This is a genomic window from Metabacillus mangrovi (assembly GCF_009711125.1).
GTDB lineage: Bacteria > Bacillota > Bacilli > Bacillales > Bacillaceae > Metabacillus_B > Metabacillus_B mangrovi.
In genome coordinates this window covers 14,775-34,070 of sequence record NZ_WMIB01000033.1, presented here as the reverse complement: position 1 = coordinate 34,070, position 19,296 = coordinate 14,775, and the positions used below count along the sequence as shown (strand labels likewise).

Genomic DNA, 19,296 nt, shown 5'->3' with positions numbered 1-19,296 from the left:
GAGTTTTTTTGTGTTCTGTAAAGGTACACCTTCCACTTTTTACAGTATTTTGAAACCGTGCATCGCTAGTGGGTCAGACCCGCCACAGCACCGGCAACTCAGCTAAGTTTCCCCAGCCATCCCCACCCACCCAAACCAACTCCCACCCACCATAAAAAAACAGAGCCGCAGCCGGCTCTGTTTTTCCTTCACAAATATTTAACAGCTGCCACGATAATCATGACCCATGATGCCAGGAAGCAAAGTCCTCCTAGCGGAGTAATGGCGCCAAGCACGCTGATTTGGGTGACGGCGAGGATGTACAGGCTTCCGGAAAACAGGAGGATCCCGGCGAGCATAATCCAGCCGGCCCAGGTAACGAGTCCAGCCTGCGAGATCTTGTCTGAGAGGAAGGCAACAACGAATAAACCGCCGGCGTGGAACATTTGATAAGTTACGGCTTTTTCCCAGATGGCGATGTACTTTTCAGGAATTTTCCCTTCGAGTCCGTGGGCGCCGAATGCTCCCAGGGCTACTGAAAGAAAGGCGTTGACTGCTGCGATGATAATGAATACCTTCATGATTACCAGCTCCTCTGTATAGGTGTCTTTTTCCATCTTACCTTAAGCAAGGATGGAACTGGGGAAGCTTTTGTGACGGAGTTATGAGTGTTTGTGTTTGCCGAATTTCAGTGTCAGCTGATCGGCGGCGATAGCGGTGATGGTTCCGAGAATCAGCCCGTTATTAAATATGGAGATCAGGACCGGTGGGAATCCTTTAAAGGCTTCCGGCGGAACATACATCGCTCCTGTCCCAGCGAGGAGGGCAATCCCCATCGCATAAAGCATCCGCTCTTTGTCCGCTGTTTCATTCAGCTGCCGCAGAGCCATGCCAATCATGCCGGAGAACACGACAAACTGGACGGCAAAGCCAACTGGTGCAGGAAGTGCGGCAAAAAGATTCAGAACGGCCGGCAGCATGCTCATCGCCATGATCATCAGGTTGGCGATGATAAAGGGCAGTCTCGCCCCATTGCCGGTCGTCGTTATAAAACCGGCCGCTCCAGAGATCGGGACAGGGCCGACTGCGCCGGCTGCTCCACTTATGATGTGGCTGATTCCGGCAAAAAAGCCCGCCCGTTTCCCGCGGTGCCGATCTTCTTTTTCCTTGCCGTACAGCGCCTGGACGGCCTGTTCTGCCACTTTTATGCTTGCGAGCATGTTTGCTGTAAGCAGGAGAGTGATAAAGAAGGCGGTCACCAGCATTCCAGCATTCAAAACCGGAAGTCCGAACGGGAACAGCTCTGGCAGGGAAAAAATCCGGGTTGCCTGTGCGACAGGTTTGGCGAGCCCGAGTGCAGCAAACAAAATCCATCCAGCCAGAAGTCCGATCAGGATGGAGTATTGCTTAAGAAACTTATGCTTCATTTGGCTCAGCCCAAAGGTGAGGAGCAGAATTACGGCCGCTGCAGCAAATACAGCGGCATCCACTTTTGCCCCTCTGTAGCCGATCCCCATTATTCCTTTTACAATCGGACCGCTTAGCTGAAAAACAAGCAGAAGCAAATAGATTCCGGTGACCAGCGGGGTGAAAAGCTTTGCGAGACGTTCGACCAATCCGAAGGCAGCAAAAAGCAGGAAAAAGACACCGCTCATCATCAGGGCACCCTGGAGGTTTTGAAGCGTATCGATGAAGCCTGCGAACAGGGTGCTGCTCAGGCCTGCATAAATCGAGTAGACCCCCCACCAAAGACCGGCCGGACCCTCATTGATCGGCATCTTGTGTCCTAGTGTAACCTGCAGTAGACCCGCCAGTCCTAATACAAAGAGGGTGCTTTGAATTAAAACGGCAGTCTGGTTCCCGTCCAAGCTGAAAAGCTGGCCGATGGCAATCGGAACTACGATCGTTGATGCAATGATGAAGAACACCCATTGCAGTGCAGAAAGCACTAATTTCATATTTCATCCTCCAATTGACACTTAAAAATCGAAGAGAGAGTCACCGTTTGCTCCATCCTCTTTCAACCGGTCTTCTGCCGGTTTGGACGGAACGGGTTTAGACGCGCCCATCATTTTCTGAAGTTCATATTGATCAATTCCGTTTTGTGCTGCTTTCTTTAACGGAGCGGGTTCACGGTTTGGCTCCTGGTCGAGAACGAGGTCGCAAAGAGTTTTGATGACGAGCAGCTTTTCACGTATCACATGGTCCGATTCCGTTCTGCGCGCCTGCTCAAGCTCTGCTTCCATTTTGCTCAGCAGCTGACGAATGGATATATCCATAGCAAGTCTCCTTTATTACTTCTCAATTCGTTTATTTTATCATGAAACTGGAATTTTTGACGAATACCATCCGCGTTCCGGCGCCCGGTGGAATATGCAGAAGCCGCCATTACCCGAAAACCGGCAGATTGGCGTGCTTTTTCCTATCTTGACCAAAGTTTTGATATACAGCCCGTAATTTCGACAGGTACATTCTTAATAGATCCTGTAATTTCCAATTTTAGCCGGAATTGTGATAGATCGATCGTAAACGGCATAAATTTTAATCAATCAGTGGTAAATTTCATCTATCAGTTAAAATTTTGATTTATTGAGCGCTCATTCCAACGGCCAAGATGTTGATAGATCAGCCCTAAATTCCATATATCGGTCATTTTTTGTTATATCGGCGTCAATTTCATATATCGGTCAATCTTTTCATATATCGGTCGAATTTTCCATATATATCGGATCAGTCAAAAACTCAATACATCCGCGATTTTCTGACCGGAGTGAATACTGGCTTATTTCCCGCCAGTCATACGATTGGCAGCCAAATTACATGATACCGGTCCAGCCCATCCAAGCAGATGTGGATCAGTCTTAAAAAGCCCGCTGTCCATTAAAAAAACCAGCTCCCAGGAGGAGCCGGTTCTGATTGAAAAATATACAGCCGCTGTTGCCGTAACTCATTATAAGAAAGTTTTAAACCACCACTTCTCCAAGTGGGTGTTCGCAGAGACGGTAGATGATGTCCTCCTTGTCTTGTAGACGAAGGCTTATCATCCTCGCTCGATGTAAAACTCCCTATTACAGCTTAAAGGTTAAAACTTTATTATCATTACGAACAAAGCAGCCAGTTCCCATATAGTACAGCATCTTCTGATGGATTACAAGGGGTTCGCTTTTCCAGCAAACAAACAGGACGAAAGAACTAAAAAAGGATTGAGAGGTTTTGAATTGCCGTAATCGTGCTAAATGAATAGTGGACAATGAAACCAGGAGGCGAAGAAGAATGAAACCAATCGTTAAGGAATATACAAATGACGAAACGTTGAAAAATGATGTAATGGAGCTTAAAGGACAAGGTGTGAATCCAAAAGACCTTTATGTGCTTTCTCATGATGATGACCGTACGAACCGTGTAGCGAACAATGCGGATGCGAACACGATCGGTTTGGCTGAAATGGGTCTTGGAGAAGCTGTGGGCAACATGTTCAGCAAAAAAGGGGACGAACTTCGCGCGAAGCTTCAGGAGGTTGGATTCTCTGAAGCAGAAGCAGATGCTTATGAAGAAAAATTGGATCAGGGGAAAATTCTTCTGATTGTAACAGATCATGAGCGTGCGAAATCACTCGTATAAAATAAGATTCAAAAAAGCCGGCTGATCAGCCGGCTTTTTTCTATTTTATGCACCAGTCAATCTCTTTCAGGCCTTTTTCTCTCAAGTACTGATTCGTTTTGGAGAAAGGCCGGCTTCCGAAAAAACCGCGGTTTGCGGAAAATGGACTGGGGTGAGGCGATTCGATGATGATGTGCTTGTCCACATCAATGAGTTCTTTTTTTGCCTGAGCATGCTTGCCCCACAAAATAAATACGACCGGTTCTTCTTTATCATTCAGACTCCGGATCACCTGGTCTGTGAACCGTTCCCAGCCCAATCCTTTATGGGAATTGGCTTCCCCTTTGCGGACAGACAGGACGGTGTTCAGTAGCAGTACTCCCTCTTCTGCCCACTTTACCAGGGAGCCGTGGTCAGGCTCTGGGCATTCAATATCCTCTGCTAACTCTTTGAAAATGTTTTTCAAAGAAGGAGGCTTCCGGACTCCCTCTTTTACAGAAAAACTCAAACCATTAGCCTGGCCCGGACCATGATATGGATCCTGCCCAAGGATAACGGCCCTCACTTTACTGAAGGGGGTAAGCTGCATTGCATTGAAGAGCTCATAGGGACCGGGGTAAACGGTCCCATTTTCGTACTCTTCTTTCAGCTTCTCCCGAAGTTTTGTGTAGTAGTCTTCATTAAATTCGTGCTCCAGTTCGTCCCACCAGTCGTTGTTGATCAGCTGCTTCAAAGCTCTCACTCCTGTATTTACTTAGTCAGTGAGTTTTCCTGTGCGAGCCTGGAAACAATCGGCATTCCATCCCAGATGATTTTGCTGGAGGATTCGAGGCTTTTGATTTCCGGTTCTTCCAGAAGCGTATAAAAATTCTTCGTCTCAAGCTCCCCCAGCTGGTGTTTGTCAGCCAGAATGTTCAGGAATCCCTGTCTGACACTGTTCAGCTCTGCCGACTGGTTATCCTGGCCGAAGGAGTAGATGACACCCGCTACAGGAACTCTTTTCACTGTATGATTTTTCATTACCCGGAGGATAAAATCCCAATCCCAGTAATTATGGACTTCTGCATCAAAATCACCGATTTTATCATGCAGGTCTCTTTTGTAAAGGCTGCCGGACGGAACGTAAGTGGAAAATCTCTTCATATTCTGAGGATCAAACTGGTAGGCAAACAGTCTTCTCTCCTGAGGAAAGCGGATAAACCGCTGCCATTTAAAATGGACGATTTCTGCATCTGAATAAACGAGATCGGCACGGTCCAGCGCTCTTGCCATCCTCTCAAGATGGGATGGCATCAGCAGGTCATCATCGTCGCAAAGCATGATCGCTTCGCCTGTTGCCTTGCTAACTCCTAGATTGCGCGCCGCCACATGGCCACTGTTTTCAGTCAGGTGGTGGATTTGGATCGGCAGGTCCGCATACATTTCCTGCAGTCTGTCCACCCGTTCTCCTGCATCATTCACAATGATGACCTCATGCGGCTTTAACGTCTGCCTTACGAGGCACTCGATCAGCTCTGCAAGCGCCCATAGCCGGTTGTACGTTGTAATGACGACAGAGATTTTCATTCTGTGATCCCTCACTTACGGTTTCTTAGTTTTATTAAATCACAAATCCTGTTCAACCGCACCTTTGAGCAGGCTGGTTTTTAAAGCGGCGGCTAACGGGTAAAGGTATCTATTAAATTGATTTTGGGAGTGAGTAAAATGAAAGCATTTGTTGTAGAGAACGGCGTTCAGGCCCAGGAGAAAATAGAAGAGCTTGAAAACCAGGGAATCAGCAAGAACTCAATTTTTCTGTTCGCCCAGGATAAAGAAAGATCGGAGCATTTAACAGAAAAAACGGATGCCGCTAAAATGGATACCATTGATACCGGCCTGTTCAACACTCTCGCCAACGCCTTCCGTTCACGGACTGAGGAGCTGACCTCCAAGATGGCCGGACTCGGTATGAGCCAGAATGAAGCGCTCAAATATGAAGAAGAGCTGGCAAATGGGCGGATTGTGATTCTGGCAAGGCAGAACACCTAACACATCTGCTAAAGATGGACGTAGATCAATCGTTAACACTGATCCTTTAATAATGTCCTGAACACAAAAAAGACTAACCCTTTCCGGGTTAGTCTCTCATTTCTTTATGCAGGCTATTCAGCTGCCCCTTAGCGGTGTGCAGCTCTGTTCTTTGAACCGCCCATTTTTTTCATAACAAGCTGTACGATGAATACTACGATTGCAGCTCCGATAATTGCCGGGATAATTGCAAATTCTTGAATTTTAGGTCCCCATGTTCCGAACAGTCCGTGTCCGAGCCATGCACCTGCAAAACCTGCAATGATGGATCCTATAATTCCTCCTGGCATTGACCCTTTAACAAGCATATCGCCAACCCAGCCAATTACTAATGCTACTAAAATTGAAATTAAAAAGTTCATTTTTTCGACACTCCTTTAGGTTTTAATACTCTTTACATTCCTTATAAATACTTCTTTTAAACTCCTATTCTCTGGTTTCTGAAACAAAAGTACGAAAGTCCTGCCCCTTAATCCTTATCCTCCCAATTTTCTATTCTTTGTGCTTAGTTTACTGGTTTTTATTGGGTGAACTGCATTTACCTTAACCGGCTAACAGAAAAAAACCCCTGGAATGCGATGCATCCAGGGGTTCCTGATACCAAATTATTTACTTTTTTTCAGCAATACTGCTCCAAGTGCATCGAGCTGCAGGGTTTTCTGTACGGTTTGACCGGAAGCACAATCCATCCACTCGCCCTCAGGAAGGGTCACTGATGCACTGCGGCCGACCGTGTGATTCATGATGCTCAGGAACAGACCGCGCCGAACCGCTTCGACGCCTTCTTCCGTTTCAACGGTTTCGATGCCTGCTTCTGCGAAAATTTCTTTATAAAGGGCGGTCAGCAACTCTTCTTCCAGTGCAGTTCCGATATAGTAGACGGTTCCTTTTCCGTACTGGTTCTTCGTGACCGCTGCTGTCCCTTCATAGAAGCAGTTTCGGTACTCAGCGAGCACTTCTGCAGTTACCGGCTCAATCAGGTCGCACCAGACTTCGGCTGACGATTCAAGACCCTTCAGGCTTCCGGCTGTACCTGCTGTTGAGTTGCTTTGGCCGGTCTGCAGGGATTCGTATTCGTTGATGCGGATCCCGGTCATCTCGGTTAGCTCTCCCGGCAGGGTGGCACCTGTTACAAAGTTGTTCGGTTTCTTTACGCCGGAGCGGTAGCTGAAGACGACGGTGCCGCCATTTTGTGCATAGGCTTTAAGTTTTTCAGTGAATTCAGGGCTTTCCAGAAAATAAATCGGGACAATCACTGCTTTATACGCACTGAGATCACTGCGGCTGTTTACTGCATCCGTTGCCACATTCAGCTTATGGGCTGGTGCGTAATGCCTCAGAAGCTCTGCACGGTGGGAGAAAGCACTGCTCTGCGGCTGGATGTTCCATGCCCATGCGTTTTCAGGGTCATAGTAGACACCGGCCTGCGCTTCAAACTTGGAAGCGATCCAGTCGTCACCATGTACTTTTAGAGAGCTGATGACTTCCTTCACTTCATTGTATTTGCGCTTCGGAATTCCGTCGTGATCGAGAATCCCATGGCAAAACTCTTCTGTTCCGAATTGAGCGGCGCGCCATCTGAAGTAGACGATCGCTTCCGCTCCCCTTGAAATGGCCTGGTACGTCCACAGTTTAATATGGCCGGGACGCGGGAGGTAGCCGATCTTGCTCCAGCCTTGAGCACCGGATAGCTCTTCCATGACCCAGTATCCTTTCCCATTTTTCGTGCCCCGGCACAAATCATGCTGATGCGCGATGGCCGAAGGAGAAACCGGCTCTGCAAGCCCGCCCCAGACCGGATAATTGTCATACGCTACGTAATCGAGATCCTCGGACATATCCCATTGGTTTATCGCTTGATCGGTGTAGACGAAATTATGCGTCAGGAACTGGCCGCTGCGGATATTTGCCCTCAGACAGTCCGTCTGCAGTCTGTTGTAGCTTGTGTAGGCATCTGCACAAAAGCGGTCAAAATCAAGCAGCATGCTTGGGTTATGCTCCTGGTAGACTTTCCGAGGTACCGGAATTTGAGCCCAGTCCGTGTACGTCTGGCTCCAAAATACCGTGCCCCACTCTTTATTCAGCTGCTCAAGAGAGCCGTATTTCTTTTGAAGCCATACCTGGAAAGCTTCCCGGTCTTCTTCCCCATAGCTTCTGTCTGATTTTTCATGGCCGTACTCATTGTCCGTCTGCCAGCCGATGATATCCGGATGCTGCCCGTAATGGCTCGCCATCTCTGTGACGATTTTCTTAGTGTACTCCCTGAAAACCTTGCTGTTTACCGTATAGTGGCGTCTTGCACCAAAGGAGATCTGAACGCCGTTTTCATCTGTCGGCAGAATCTCCGGATGTTTTTGAATCAGCCAGGCCGGCGGGGTTGCAGTCGGTGTTCCGAGTACAATCTTGATCCCGTTCTCTGTCAGCAGCTTGATCGCCCGGTCGTACAGGGAAAAGTCATATTTCCCTTCCTGAGGCTCCATCAGCTGCCAGCCGAATTCAGCTAGACGCACGACATTGACTCCAAGCTCTTTCATCAGTCTGACATCTTCAGGCCATCTCGATTCAGGCCATTGCTCAGGGTAATAATCAACTCCGATATACATGCTTCAGCACTCCAATCCACACTTTATATTGCAGGGTTTCCGCCTGCTGTTTTCAAAAACGCTGCGAAGGATGACATTCCGTCCTCCGTTCGTTTAAATACACCGGCATGTTCCAATATGACAGCAAAGATTTTTCCCAGTTCTTCCTGAAGAACTGAATAGGCATTCTCTTCAGTAACCGTTCTTCGTTCCTTTATGTTCAAAGCCCACTCTGCATGCTGCACAAGAACAGGAACCTTATTGATCTCTTCTTCTGCCTGCTCGGACGGAAGAATCGCAGCAAGCTGCTCCATTTCTTCGATCAGGCGGCCCGGCAGCACAGCAAGGCCCATTACTTCAATTAAACCAATATTCTCTTTTTTAATATGATGAACCTCTGAATGAGGATGGAAGATGCCCATCGGATGCGTTTCGCTCGTACGGTTATTGCGCAGTACAAGGTCTAGTTCAAACATGCCGCCTCTTCTTCTCGCGATCGGCGTGATCGTATTATGAGGCTCCTCCCCGCTTGCTGCGGAAATTTCCGCTGCCGGGTCGGAATAGGCCCTCCATTCTCCAAGCAGGTGGTCTGCCAGTCTCGCAAGCTCGCTTTTATCCGTTCCCTGCAGGCGGATGACGGACATCGGCCATTTCACAATCCCTGCTTTTATGCCGGAATACCCGGAGAAGGTGAAGGAATGCTCGATTCCGGCTTTCGCCATCGGAAAATCGTGCCTTCCGCCTTGAAAATGATCATGGCTCAGGATTGATCCGCCCACGATCGGCAGGTCAGCGTTGGACCCAAGGAAATAATGAGGGTACTCATCTGTGAAATCAAGCAGGCGCACAAAGGTTTCCTTGGAGATTTTCATTGGTTTATGGTCACCGGCCAGAATGATGGAATGTTCATTGTAATATACATAAGGCGAATATTGGAGGTACCATTCTTCATCATTCAATGCGACAGGGATAATCCGGTGGTTTTGCCTTGCAGGATGATTCAGTCTTCCTGCATATCCTGCATTCTCCTTGCACAAAAGGCATTCCGGGTAGCTGCTTGCAGAAAGAAGCCTCGCTGCCGCGATCGCCTTCGGATCCTTCTCGGGCTTAGAGAGATTGATGGTAATCTCCATTTTTCCGTACGGGGTTTCCGAATACCAATGCTTGTTTTTGGCAATCCGGTCCGTCCGGATGTAATGAATATCTTGTGAGAACTGGTAGTAGGACCCGGTCGCAGCCTCGATCCCGTCTCTTGCTGCAGTTTCACGGAATCTGCGGATCACTTCAGACTGGGACGGAGTCAGGCAGCCCATCAGTTTCGTATCAAGCAAGTCCCTGTACGTAACGGTATTTTCTTCGAGTCTTCCGTTCCGCGCTGCCCAGTCCAGGATTTTTTCCAGAATAGGAACAGGAGTTTCCGGAATGGCACCGGCGGCCGGCTCTGTTTGCTCACCAGGCAGATCCAGCGCTTCGTAAAGCTTATTTCTTACCACTATGGCATCCCATTTTGAGACCAGCTTTTTTTCAAGCCCGTATTGGATTAATTCCTCAATGTAAGAATAAATGGCTTCTCGCATTTCTTTCCCTCCCGTTACTCTATTTTTAATAGCCGTTCGGATGTTTCTGGTACCAGTTCCAGGCACTTTCAATCATGACTTTTAAATCGGCATACTTTGGCTTCCAGCCGAGTTCTCTCATTGCTTTTTCTGAAGAAGCGACAAGTCTCGCCGGATCTCCTGCGCGTCTTGGAGCCACCTCTGCAGGAATCTCATGTCCGGTGACCGACCTTGCAGCATCGATTACTTCTTTAACGGAAAAACCGTTGCCGTTCCCCAGGTTGTACGTCCCGCTGACAGGCTGTTTCCTCAATGCTTCAAGCGCAAGCACATGAGCATCCGCGAGGTCAGTTACATGGATATAGTCACGGATGCAGGTGCCATCCGGTGTTGCATAATCATCACCGAAAATCATAATTTTCTCACGCTGGCCGAGTGCTACCTGCAAAATGATCGGAATGAGGTGGGTCTCCGGCTGATGGTCTTCGCCAAGTTTCCCGTCCATATGTGCGCCCGCTACGTTAAAATAGCGCAGCACCATATACTTCAATCCGTGCGCCTGATCAGACCACTTCAGCATCTTTTCAATGGCAAGCTTTGTTTCCCCATAAGGATTTGTCGGTTCAGTCGGATCTGTCTCCTGAATCGGCATGCTTTCTGCTTCCCCGTAAGTGGCTGCAGTGGAAGAGAACACGATCTTATCAACATTGAACTTCTTCATCACTTTTAATAGAGAAAGAGCGCCGCCTACGTTGTTATCATAATACTTCAACGGTTCTTCCACGCTCTCGCCTACAAGGGAGTCGGCAGCAAAATGCATGACCGCTTCAATCTCATTTTCTTCAAAGACTTTTGTGAGGAACGCTTCATCTCTCAAATCGCCGGAATACAGTGTTGCACCTTCAAGCACTGCCCCTTCATGGCCTTTTTGCAGATTGTCAGCAATAATAACCTTCTCACCCCGGTCAAGCAGCTCTGAAACCGCATGGCTTCCAATGTAGCCTGCTCCTCCGCACACTAAAATGGTCATTTGTTTTCTCCTCCTGTATGGGTTATTTCTCTTGCTCCTTCGCCGACTTCCACTACATAAAAGGCTGGCGTCAGCCCTGTTTCTCTCTCATATTCTGCGCCCGCTTCTGAAATAAAGGCCTCCACTGCACTCTTTTTCACAATGCTGACCGTACAGCCGCCAAAGCCCGCACCTGTCATACGTGAGCCGATGACTCCAGGCTGCTTCCATGCAATTTCAGCGAGGGCATCCAGTTCTTTCCCTGTCACTTCGTAATCATCTCTTAATGAAGCATGTGACTCATTCATCAGCTGTCCAAAGCCTTCTATATCTCCACGCTGCAGTTTTTTCACTGCCGCAAGCGTGCGAAGATTCTCCATGACCGCATGCCGCGCTCTTTTCCTGTCTGTTTCATTTTCAATCACATGCTGATACTCTTCGAATTGCTCTTCAGAGAGATCTCCCAAAGACTGAATATCCAATTTTGTTTTCAACTGTTCAAGTGCCCGTTCGCACTCTGCACGGCGCTCATTGTACTTTGAATCAGCGAGCGTCCGCCGCTTTCCTGTATTCGTGATGACAAGCACGGCATCCTGCAGCTCAAGGGGGCTGTACTGGTACTCAAGCGTCTGGCAATCGAGCAGTACAGCTGAATTTTTTCTCCCCATTCCGATTGCAAATTGGTCCATAATGCCGCAGCTGACTCCGATGTAATCATTCTCGGCATGCTGGCTCATCTTCACAAGATCAAGCATAGGGAAGGAAGATTCCGTCAGTTCATTCATCATAACGGCGGATGCCAGTTCAATGGAAGCAGAAGAAGACAGCCCGGCCCCATTAGGTATGTTACCGAAGTAAAGAACGTCCACGCCGGCAGCAAGCTTCACTCCCCGGTCACTGAACTCCTTCCAGACGCCTTTCGGATAATTTGCCCAATCATGGTCTTTCACATATTGAAGGTCCTCAAGCGCAAACTCGATCATCCCTTTCTCCTGAAAGTTCAGCGAGTACATCCTTACGGTTTGATCCTGCCTCTCCCTTACCACACAATAGGTCCCGACATCTAACGCACATGGAAAAACATGGCCGCCGTTATAATCGGTATGTTCACCTATTAAGTTGACTCTTCCGGGAGCAAAAAAGATTCTCGCCTCCGCTCCCGGGCCGAAAACTTCATTAAATTGATTAATTAACTGTGTATACATAAATTCCCACCTGCCAATGAAAAATTAGTTGAAAACGGATACATGATCTATTTCCATTGTAGAGGTGTGAACAGGGGATGACAATGGTAAAATAGTTGAGAACGAACGGTATTTTTTTGCTTTTCATTTAACGGGGACTGAGTGCCTGTATGATATAGGGGATTCCAGTCAAGCACAAAGAAAGTATTCTTTTTTGCTTTATAGATGATAGGAAGGAAGGAAGCTAGTATGCCTGATATTCAGCACGGGGCTGTAGCGTTCCGTTTTAAAGAAGAACCATTGAATCAGCTGGCACAGCTTTGGTCGGTGGGCTGGGAAGAGCAGACCTCCAGCATTTATTCCTGGAGCGGGACGGAACGCAAAGATCTGGGGAAAGTGATTTTTCAAGTCACATTGTCCGGGTTCGGCGAAATCGACATCGATGGAAAAGTGCACCGGATTCAGCCGGGCCATGCTTTTATCGTTAAAAGTCCGAGTCAATACCGCTACTATCTGCCAGAAGCAAGCGAAAAATGGGAGTTTATGTATGTAACCATTTACGGAAAAGAAGCAGACCGCTGCTTTGAACATATTCAAAGCAACACGAACCAAGTCATCCGTTTCCATCCCGAATCGGTTCCGGTTAAGCTCGTCAAGCAGATTTATGATGAAGCCAACAGCAAAAACATTACATCTGCCTATAAGGGCTCAAGCCTTGCCTATCAATTTATTATGGAACTGTACGAATATGTTTCCGCACTGGACAAAGAAATGGATGAATGGCCGGAGAGCATTGTAAGTGCCGTCCTCTTTGCCCGCCAATCCTATCAAAACCCGATCGGTCCCGATGAAATGGCGGATGCCTCAGGCTTATCCAGATACCATTTTACGAGGATTTTCAAAAAAAACACCGGAATGACACCTATCCAATATTTAACGCGGATCCGGATCTCCAAAGCCATCGAACTGCTTGAGCACACGAAATACACGACCGAGGAAATCGCAAGCCTCGTCGGCTATACAAATGCCAACTACTTAAACAAGGTTTGCCGGAAAGTAACAGGGAAATCCCCGGGAGAGCTTCGGAGGAAAAAATCCGGCTGGCAATGGGACAGACCCGAGCTATTGGACCGGTAAAGCAGCGAGCAGGTCTTGTTTTGCTGCTATCAGACGCCGGTGATGATCTCATCGTAAGGATATCCATGTCAAACGGCAGAACATCGGCGGATTTTTCTGTATATTAGCTGTTTTTGCGTACGAATTTTTGGGGTTATCGACGATTTTCTCTAGTTATCGACGATTTTTTTCGTTTATCTTCTTTTTTTCAGAGGATATCGACGATTTTTCCCGGTTATCTACTTTTTTCACAGGATATCTTCGATTTTTCCCGGTTATCTACTTTTTTCACAGGATATCGACGATTTTTCCCGGTTATCTACTTTTTTCACAGGATATCGACGATTTTTTTGATATATCGACTTTTCGGGTGATTTCGACAAGGAAACAGCAAGCCTTCCGCTGGCTGATCACTCCTTAATTTCGATTGTCAGCGATGCTTTGGCATGTACGATTTTCATCGTCGTCCCGGGGGACATCAGATTTTCAAAGATATCTTTTGCCGTTTGCAGAGCAAGCTCCATCCGCTCTGCCTTTTCTTTTTCTTCCGCATTCAATGGGCTGATCTGCAGTACGTCCAATACGGATTGATGGTCCTTTTCCAACCTTTCATAGATGTCATCATATAGGGTTTGTATACTCACGTTGAATCACCTGCTTTTGGCATTTGAAGATTATTATACCATTGCTGCGGCATAACCATGTAAAAAGCCGCCGGGAACATCCGGCGGCTTTGATCTGACGTTTAGCCGTTTGCGAAACCGGCATTAGAGAACAGAACATATACGGTAATCATGGCAACGATGGCGACAAAGCCCATCGGGTAAAGCAGCTTCCATGGAGTCATGTCCACTACCTTTTTATCCTCCAGGTTATATTCGGTATCCTTCGGCCATAATTTTCCGATCAGAAGCATGAGTCCGGAACATACGACGAACAGGACAGCAAGAATGTGAAGGAAATGAACGCCTGTGTCCCACACTAGCTGGGTTACCGCGTAAACGGAGATGAACAGGACAAGTGAGATCTTTGCAGCAATAGCCGGCACTTTTTTAGTCGCGTATCCGATAATGATGATCGTTAAGATTGGAACATTGTAAAACCCGTTTACGATCTGCAAGTACTGGAAGAATCCTTGAGGCACAAACATGATGAGCGGTGCTACACACATAGCGAAGATTGCCAGGAATGTTCCAGTAATTTTACTGTTCTTTACAAGCTGGGCATCCGTTGCATCCGGACGGAAATAAGGCTTATAAATGTTAAGCGTAAAAAGGGTTACGGATGAGTTCAGCGCCGAGTTGAAGGAAGACAGGATCGCTCCGAACAGAACCGCTGCAAAGAACCCTACAAGCGGCGTCGGCAGTACGTGATTGACAAGCTTCGGATAGGCCTCCATCGGCTCAAGTCCCGGACCGAAAATGTTGAAGGCGATGATCCCCGGCAGAATTAAAAACGCTGGGCCCAAAAGCTTGGCAATAGCTGTGATGATCAGACCCTTTTGGCCTTCTTTCAGGTTTTTGGCAGCTAATGCACGCTGGATGATATGCTGCGCCGTGCCCCAGTAAAACAAGTTGACGAGCAGCATTCCGGTAAACATTGTGCTGAATGGAACCGGATCCGAATTTGTTCCGACTGAGTTCAATTTTTCAGGAGTTTTTTCGACAATGGACTGGAAACCGGCAATCGGAGAGCCATCTCCAAGGACCGACAGACCGAGAAACGGAATCAAAAGACCTCCGAACAGAAGGCCGATGCCATTGATGGAGTCAGAGACAGCAACCGCTTTCAGTCCACCGAAAATGGCATAGATGGAGCCAATGATCCCGATCGCCCAAACCATCATCCAAATGGACGTTTCATAACTGACCCCGAACACTTCCTGCACATTAAAGATCGAGCTTAACGCAGTCGCTCCTGAATAAAGAATCGGAGGAAGCAAGTTTAATACATAACCGAAAAGGAACAGAAGCGTTACAATTTGCTTCGTGCCGCTGTCGAACCGTTCTTCCAGGAAATCAGGAATGGTCGTCAGGCCGCCTTTTAAATACCTCGGAAGCAAAAAGAAGGCAACGAGTACAAGGGCTATGGCCGAACCTACTTCCCAGCCCATCACGGACATATTAAACTGGTATCCGTCTGCATTGAGCCCTACCAGCTGTTCAGTCGATAGATTTGTTAATAGAAGGGAGCCGGCAATCACCCATGCCCCAAGGCTTCGTCCTCCTAAAAAGTAGCCTTCCTGCGTATCCAGTTTCTCTTTCCTCGTAAGAAAATAAGAAATAACTGCTACGAGTACGGTAAAGAAAATAAATGATGCAACTGTTATAAAATTCATAGGCTCAACTCCCTGGTGTGAAAGGTTAACGCTTTCATAAGCGCTTTCATTTTTACTTTATTAATTTAATTAACTTGTCTATTAAACTTTTTCTGTCTGCCTTCCATTCTATAAACGCTTTCATTTTCCGTCAACAGGGGGATAATTGCGCATTTGGAGCATTAATTTGCTATTTTGGAGGAAATCCGCTTCCGGGAAGCAGCATTCGTGGAACTTACCATCCCCCTTTATGGTCGAAAAGGGACGGATCCCCTATCTTAACTCGGCAGGAACCGGACATTCCGGTCCCCGGCACAAACCTGATTTTTCCATCCGCAAATAAATCAAAGAAAATCGCAAATATATAAATTTTTTCGCAAATAAGTGTTCGGATTTCGCAAATATCCTGAGATTTTCGCAAATAAATAACAGCGGCTAATCCTGCACAGCGCCGTTACTCCGCCAGTTAAGGGGATAAACTCCGATTCTGCTGTCTTCTTTTCAAAAGTTCTCCTTTTCGGACAAAAAAAGCGATCTCTACGATCGCTGCTGCTGTTTTAATCCGTTTAATGTATGAACAATTCCCTCTTTATAAGAGACGGCCGGGAGATTTCCTGCGAATTCTTCAACCTTCTCTCCAGATAAAATGACCGGGTTCTCATACAGGTACATCATTTCTCTCATTTCTTTCATATTGGCATCCCACAGTCCCATCAGCCAAATCATCCTTTTTCCAATTTTCATTGCCGGTTTCGCACAGCCTGCTTCCTTAAGGAGAACCATGATGTCGTTTCCGCTGATTGTACCGTTCCCGGGAATGTTCCAGTTCTGCCCATATGCATCTTCTTTTAAAGCTAGTGTGACTGCAGCCTTGGCTCCATCCGGTGTGTAAATAAATTCCCGCTGCATGTCCATATCCCCTATGAAAATGGGCCTTTTCCCTTCTGCTGCCGGCTTAAGCGTTTGATGCAGCAGCGTATTTTCGGCATTCGGACCGTAGTAGTCGGGAAAATGCAAGAATAGATAAGGCGTGCCCGAGTTTTTAACCGTTTCTTCCAGAGCGAGACGAATTTTTCCTTTCTTTGTATGGGGATTTTTTTGCTTCGTTTCCTTTACTTTTTTGCCTTCTGACTTTCCATACGCATAAATGTTGTCGATGATAATCAGACGTGCACTCTCTGCTTTTGCTGCTTTTAGAGCATTTCTCATTATTGCAGGATGCCCCTCTTCCCAGTCCGGATATGGGACACTGACTGTATGGAAAATGTAATCTGCACCGCTGCACGCTTTCAGCACTTCTTTTTCATGGAGTGCATCCCCGGAAACGGCTGTTATTCCAGGCAGATCTCCGAACATCCGCTTCAGCTTTTCGCTGTTCCTCGCAAAGGCGGTCACTTCTATTCCGTTCGCTGCCAGCTCCATTACTAAGTGATACCCCATTCCTCCGGAGGCTCCCAATACTGCTGCTTTTTTCATTTTCCATTCCCCTTTCGTTATTTAACCAGTGGTCAATAGTGGGTAACAATAGACTGCAGGATCATCTACCTGCAGCTGTTAAGCGCTTTGATCAAGAAATTTGCATGCCGCTCCGCCATCTCTTCTGCTTCTTTAAATGTCATTTCTGTTTTGCAATAATGGGTAACAAACCCGTGCAAAGACAGAAAGACAGACCAAATTTGCGGGACAGACGGTTTTTCAGCCGAAAGCTGATAAATGGCCTGTGCGAATTTCTCATAGCTTATGTTCGGTTCCTCAGCGAAATAGCTTTTTACCTCTTCATCTTTTATGAGAAACATCACTTCATAATGACTTTGATGGGTGAGTCCGAATTCAATGTACCCCATAAAGATCTTATGAAGTTTTTCTTCCCCCGAGGTATGGCTGTCTTCAAGAATCTGATCGAGCACCTGATCCAGCAGCTGAAAATCAGCTTTAACGATTGCGTAAAAGAGCTCGGCCTTGTTCTTGAAATGATAGTAAATAGATCCATGACTGTAGCCGAGTTCTCTTGCAATTTTTCGCATGGAGACGTTTTGATACCCTTCTGCAGTAAATTGGGAGCGGGCTGCTTCCATGATGATCTCTCTCGATAGTTCCTGTGTCACTGCTTTTCTGGCTGCCACCTGCTGCACCTCACTTATTAACCACTGTTCAAATAATACTTTACTTCATTACTGATGCACGCTGCAAGATTTTTTTTCCAATAAGCAACTCTCTTTTTATCATCTTATGGAATTGGTATAATAAACAAGATAAAGTATTGGGTAAGAGGATGGAGGTACAGCATATGAATATGCCTAAAGCATTAACCATTGCCGGCTCTGACAGCAGCGGCGGTGCAGGAATACAAGCAGATTTGAAAACCTTTCAAGAGCATGGCGTATACGGGATGTCAGCATTAACGGTCATTGTGGCCATGGATCCTCAAAACGACTGGCACCATCAAGTGTTTCCGATCGAGCTTGATGTGATCAAACCTCAGCTTGCCACAATCGTTGAAGGAATCGGTCCGGACGCGATGAAGACAGGTATGCTTCCGACTGTGGACATTATCCGGCTAGCAGCAGATACCATTCATCAGCACGGTTTAAAAAATGTAGTAGTTGATCCAGTGATGGTATGCAAGGGCGAGGACGAAGTTTTGTTCCCGGAACTTGCAGAAGCCCTGCGTGATATCCTTGCACCTCAAGCAACGGTTATCACTCCCAACCTGTTTGAAGCGGGCCAGCTCAGCGGAATCGGCACCATTACGACAGTTGAACAAATGAAGGAAGCAGCTGAAAAGATCCATTCCCTTGGCGTTCCGTACGTCCTTGTAAAAGGCGGCGGAAAGCTGGAACACGAAAAAGCAGTGGATGTGCTGTATGACGGAACCGATTTTGAAGTACTCGAGAGCGAGAGAATTGAAACGTCCTATACACATGGCGCAGGCTGCACATATTCATCTGCCATCACGGCTAACCTTGCAAAAGGGATGGAAGTGAAGGATGCCATTTATGAAGCGAAAAAATTTATTACAGCGGCTATCAAGCACTCATTCCCGCTGAATGAATATGTTGGACCAACCAACCATGCAGGCTTAAGGCTGTATGGCGAGTGATAAGTGAGACGGGCCCGGTCAATTGACCGGGTTTTTTTTCATTGCCGCAGCAGATTCAGGGGGAACGGTTAGAAAATGTGAATTGGCTCTCAATTCTGAGCACTCCAGCAGGGAATTAATCTTAATTAGCGTCCAACTGTTTCCGTTATCCATCTGTTTATTTGCGAAAATTTTCATATATTTGCGAAACCAAACCTTATATTTGCGAACTGTTCAAACCTTCCACAAGACCCCTTTAATTATCCACACAGATGTTAATATCCTATGGATGTTTTGTAAATTGTTAGATATACACAAGTAAATCCGGCTTTACAAACAGGTTGTCCACAGAACTTATCAACATATCCACAATAGTTACCCACATTTTGTGTGGGTACACACGTTCCCTACTATATCTGCATGCAGTTACCGGTTCATCAACAGGTTATACACAGCATGGTACAGAATAGAGGAGATTGGGCTGTGAATGGAGAAGTTTAAGAGCAGCGGAGCCGCTAGTGGTACAAGTAGAAAAGCCGGAGGAAACTGCTTCAATGCCAGAACTTTACCTTATTCTTCTCATTGCCTATGCAGTCTGCTTTGCTTTGTTCTCACTTCTGTTTTTCTTTTTGCATGCCTCAGCAGGAAAAGAAAAACCTTTCGTCCACGCTTCAGAGGACGTTGTGGATTTATTCCTGTTAAAGCCGGCCGGATGGCTGTTTTCCATTTTGTATTTCTTATACCTTGCAGCTGCCTATCCTGTCTGGTGGCTGACCAGAGGAAAATAAAACGGGCCTCCTGCACCGG

General features: G+C 46.9%; 19 protein-coding genes and 1 other RNA gene. 5 read left to right on the top strand and 15 right to left on the bottom strand.

Annotated features, from left to right (window positions below; translation table 11 throughout):
- Nucleotides 1-188: 188 nt before the first annotated feature.
- The 4 genes from GKZ89_RS19645 to ssrS all read right to left on the bottom strand — a co-directional run bounded on the left by GKZ89_RS19645 (nt 189) and on the right by ssrS (nt 3,099).
- Complete coding sequence (locus GKZ89_RS19645) at nt 189-560, bottom strand: DUF423 domain-containing protein (RefSeq protein WP_155114107.1); 372 nt, start codon at nt 558-560, stop codon at nt 189-191.
- Nucleotides 561-641: 81 nt separating this feature from the next.
- A complete protein-coding gene (locus GKZ89_RS19640) occupies nt 642-1,937 on the bottom strand; it encodes a purine/pyrimidine permease (protein ID WP_155114106.1) in 1,296 nt (431 codons plus the stop codon).
- A 21-nt stretch (nt 1,938-1,958) separates the two neighbouring features.
- Nucleotides 1,959-2,258 carry a YwdI family protein gene (locus GKZ89_RS19635; RefSeq protein WP_155114105.1) on the bottom strand — a complete coding sequence of 100 codons (300 nt, stop codon included), beginning with the start codon at nt 2,256-2,258 and terminating at the stop codon, nt 1,959-1,961.
- A gap of 645 nt (nt 2,259-2,903) precedes the next feature.
- Nucleotides 2,904-3,099: non-coding RNA, 6S RNA (gene ssrS, locus GKZ89_RS19630), on the bottom strand.
- A gap of 153 nt (nt 3,100-3,252) precedes the next feature.
- Between ssrS and GKZ89_RS19625 the strand changes: the two genes are divergently transcribed.
- Complete coding sequence (locus tag GKZ89_RS19625; RefSeq protein ID WP_155114104.1) at nt 3,253-3,600, top strand: YflT domain-containing protein; 348 nt, start codon at nt 3,253-3,255, stop codon at nt 3,598-3,600.
- Nucleotides 3,601-3,640: 40 nt separating this feature from the next.
- Here GKZ89_RS19625 and GKZ89_RS19620 read toward each other — a convergent pair whose 3' ends face one another.
- Both GKZ89_RS19620 and GKZ89_RS19615 read right to left on the bottom strand, forming a co-directional pair.
- The gene (locus GKZ89_RS19620) at nt 3,641-4,312 is read right to left on the bottom strand and encodes a uracil-DNA glycosylase (RefSeq protein WP_155114103.1); all 672 of its coding nucleotides are present in this window, start codon (nt 4,310-4,312) and stop codon (nt 3,641-3,643) included.
- Between the two features lie 17 nt (nt 4,313-4,329).
- Nucleotides 4,330-5,145 (bottom strand): glycosyltransferase family 2 protein, encoded by an 816-nt coding sequence (locus GKZ89_RS19615; protein WP_155114102.1) that lies wholly within the window; start codon nt 5,143-5,145, stop codon nt 4,330-4,332.
- 138 nt (nt 5,146-5,283) lie between these two features.
- Between GKZ89_RS19615 and GKZ89_RS19610 the strand changes: the two genes are divergently transcribed.
- Entirely contained in the window at nt 5,284-5,607 is a 324-nt protein-coding gene (locus tag GKZ89_RS19610; RefSeq protein ID WP_155114101.1) for a YflT domain-containing protein, read from the top strand.
- A gap of 128 nt (nt 5,608-5,735) precedes the next feature.
- On the opposite strand, the gene GKZ89_RS19605 is transcribed toward GKZ89_RS19610, so the two are convergent.
- From GKZ89_RS19605 to GKZ89_RS19585, 5 genes are all read right to left on the bottom strand, one after another.
- Nucleotides 5,736-6,008 (bottom strand): GlsB/YeaQ/YmgE family stress response membrane protein, encoded by a 273-nt coding sequence (locus tag GKZ89_RS19605; protein WP_155114100.1) that lies wholly within the window; start codon nt 6,006-6,008, stop codon nt 5,736-5,738.
- A 243-nt stretch (nt 6,009-6,251) separates the two neighbouring features.
- Nucleotides 6,252-8,249, bottom strand: a complete 1,998-nt coding sequence (locus GKZ89_RS19600; protein ID WP_155114099.1) for a beta-galactosidase — start codon at nt 8,247-8,249, stop codon at nt 6,252-6,254.
- A 23-nt stretch (nt 8,250-8,272) separates the two neighbouring features.
- Nucleotides 8,273-9,805 carry a UDP-glucose--hexose-1-phosphate uridylyltransferase gene (gene galT / locus GKZ89_RS19595; RefSeq protein ID WP_155114098.1) on the bottom strand — a complete coding sequence of 511 codons (1,533 nt, stop codon included), beginning with the start codon at nt 9,803-9,805 and terminating at the stop codon, nt 8,273-8,275.
- A 25-nt stretch (nt 9,806-9,830) separates the two neighbouring features.
- Entirely contained in the window at nt 9,831-10,814 is a 984-nt protein-coding gene (gene galE / locus GKZ89_RS19590) for a UDP-glucose 4-epimerase GalE (protein ID WP_155114097.1), read from the bottom strand.
- Nucleotides 10,811-11,998, bottom strand: coding sequence for a galactokinase (locus GKZ89_RS19585; protein WP_155114096.1), 1,188 nt, complete (start codon nt 11,996-11,998; stop codon nt 10,811-10,813). The genes galE and GKZ89_RS19585 overlap by 4 nt, the downstream gene beginning before the upstream one ends.
- Nucleotides 11,999-12,226: 228 nt before the next feature.
- On the opposite strand from GKZ89_RS19585, the gene GKZ89_RS19580 reads away from it, so the two are divergent.
- Complete coding sequence (locus GKZ89_RS19580; protein WP_155114095.1) at nt 12,227-13,114, top strand: helix-turn-helix domain-containing protein; 888 nt, start codon at nt 12,227-12,229, stop codon at nt 13,112-13,114.
- A gap of 389 nt (nt 13,115-13,503) precedes the next feature.
- On the opposite strand, the gene GKZ89_RS19575 is transcribed toward GKZ89_RS19580, so the two are convergent.
- From GKZ89_RS19575 to GKZ89_RS19560, 4 genes are all read right to left on the bottom strand, one after another.
- Complete coding sequence (locus GKZ89_RS19575) at nt 13,504-13,737, bottom strand: hypothetical protein (protein WP_162357116.1); 234 nt, start codon at nt 13,735-13,737, stop codon at nt 13,504-13,506.
- A 101-nt stretch (nt 13,738-13,838) separates the two neighbouring features.
- Nucleotides 13,839-15,431 carry a solute:sodium symporter family transporter gene (locus GKZ89_RS19570; RefSeq protein WP_155114094.1) on the bottom strand — a complete coding sequence of 531 codons (1,593 nt, stop codon included), beginning with the start codon at nt 15,429-15,431 and terminating at the stop codon, nt 13,839-13,841.
- 516 nt (nt 15,432-15,947) lie between these two features.
- On the bottom strand, nt 15,948-16,886 hold the full coding sequence (locus tag GKZ89_RS19565; RefSeq protein ID WP_155114093.1) for an SDR family NAD(P)-dependent oxidoreductase: 939 nt from the start codon (nt 16,884-16,886) through the stop codon (nt 15,948-15,950).
- Nucleotides 16,887-16,951: 65 nt separating this feature from the next.
- Complete coding sequence (locus tag GKZ89_RS19560; protein WP_162357114.1) at nt 16,952-17,533, bottom strand: TetR family transcriptional regulator; 582 nt, start codon at nt 17,531-17,533, stop codon at nt 16,952-16,954.
- 164 nt (nt 17,534-17,697) lie between these two features.
- Here GKZ89_RS19560 and GKZ89_RS19555 point away from each other — a divergent pair, with 164 nt between their 5' ends.
- A complete protein-coding gene (locus GKZ89_RS19555) occupies nt 17,698-18,510 on the top strand; it encodes a bifunctional hydroxymethylpyrimidine kinase/phosphomethylpyrimidine kinase (RefSeq protein WP_155114092.1) in 813 nt (270 codons plus the stop codon).
- 533 nt (nt 18,511-19,043) lie between these two features.
- On the top strand, nt 19,044-19,277 hold the full coding sequence (locus GKZ89_RS19550) for a hypothetical protein (RefSeq protein WP_155114091.1): 234 nt from the start codon (nt 19,044-19,046) through the stop codon (nt 19,275-19,277).
- The last annotated feature ends 19 nt before the right edge of the window (nt 19,278-19,296 follow it).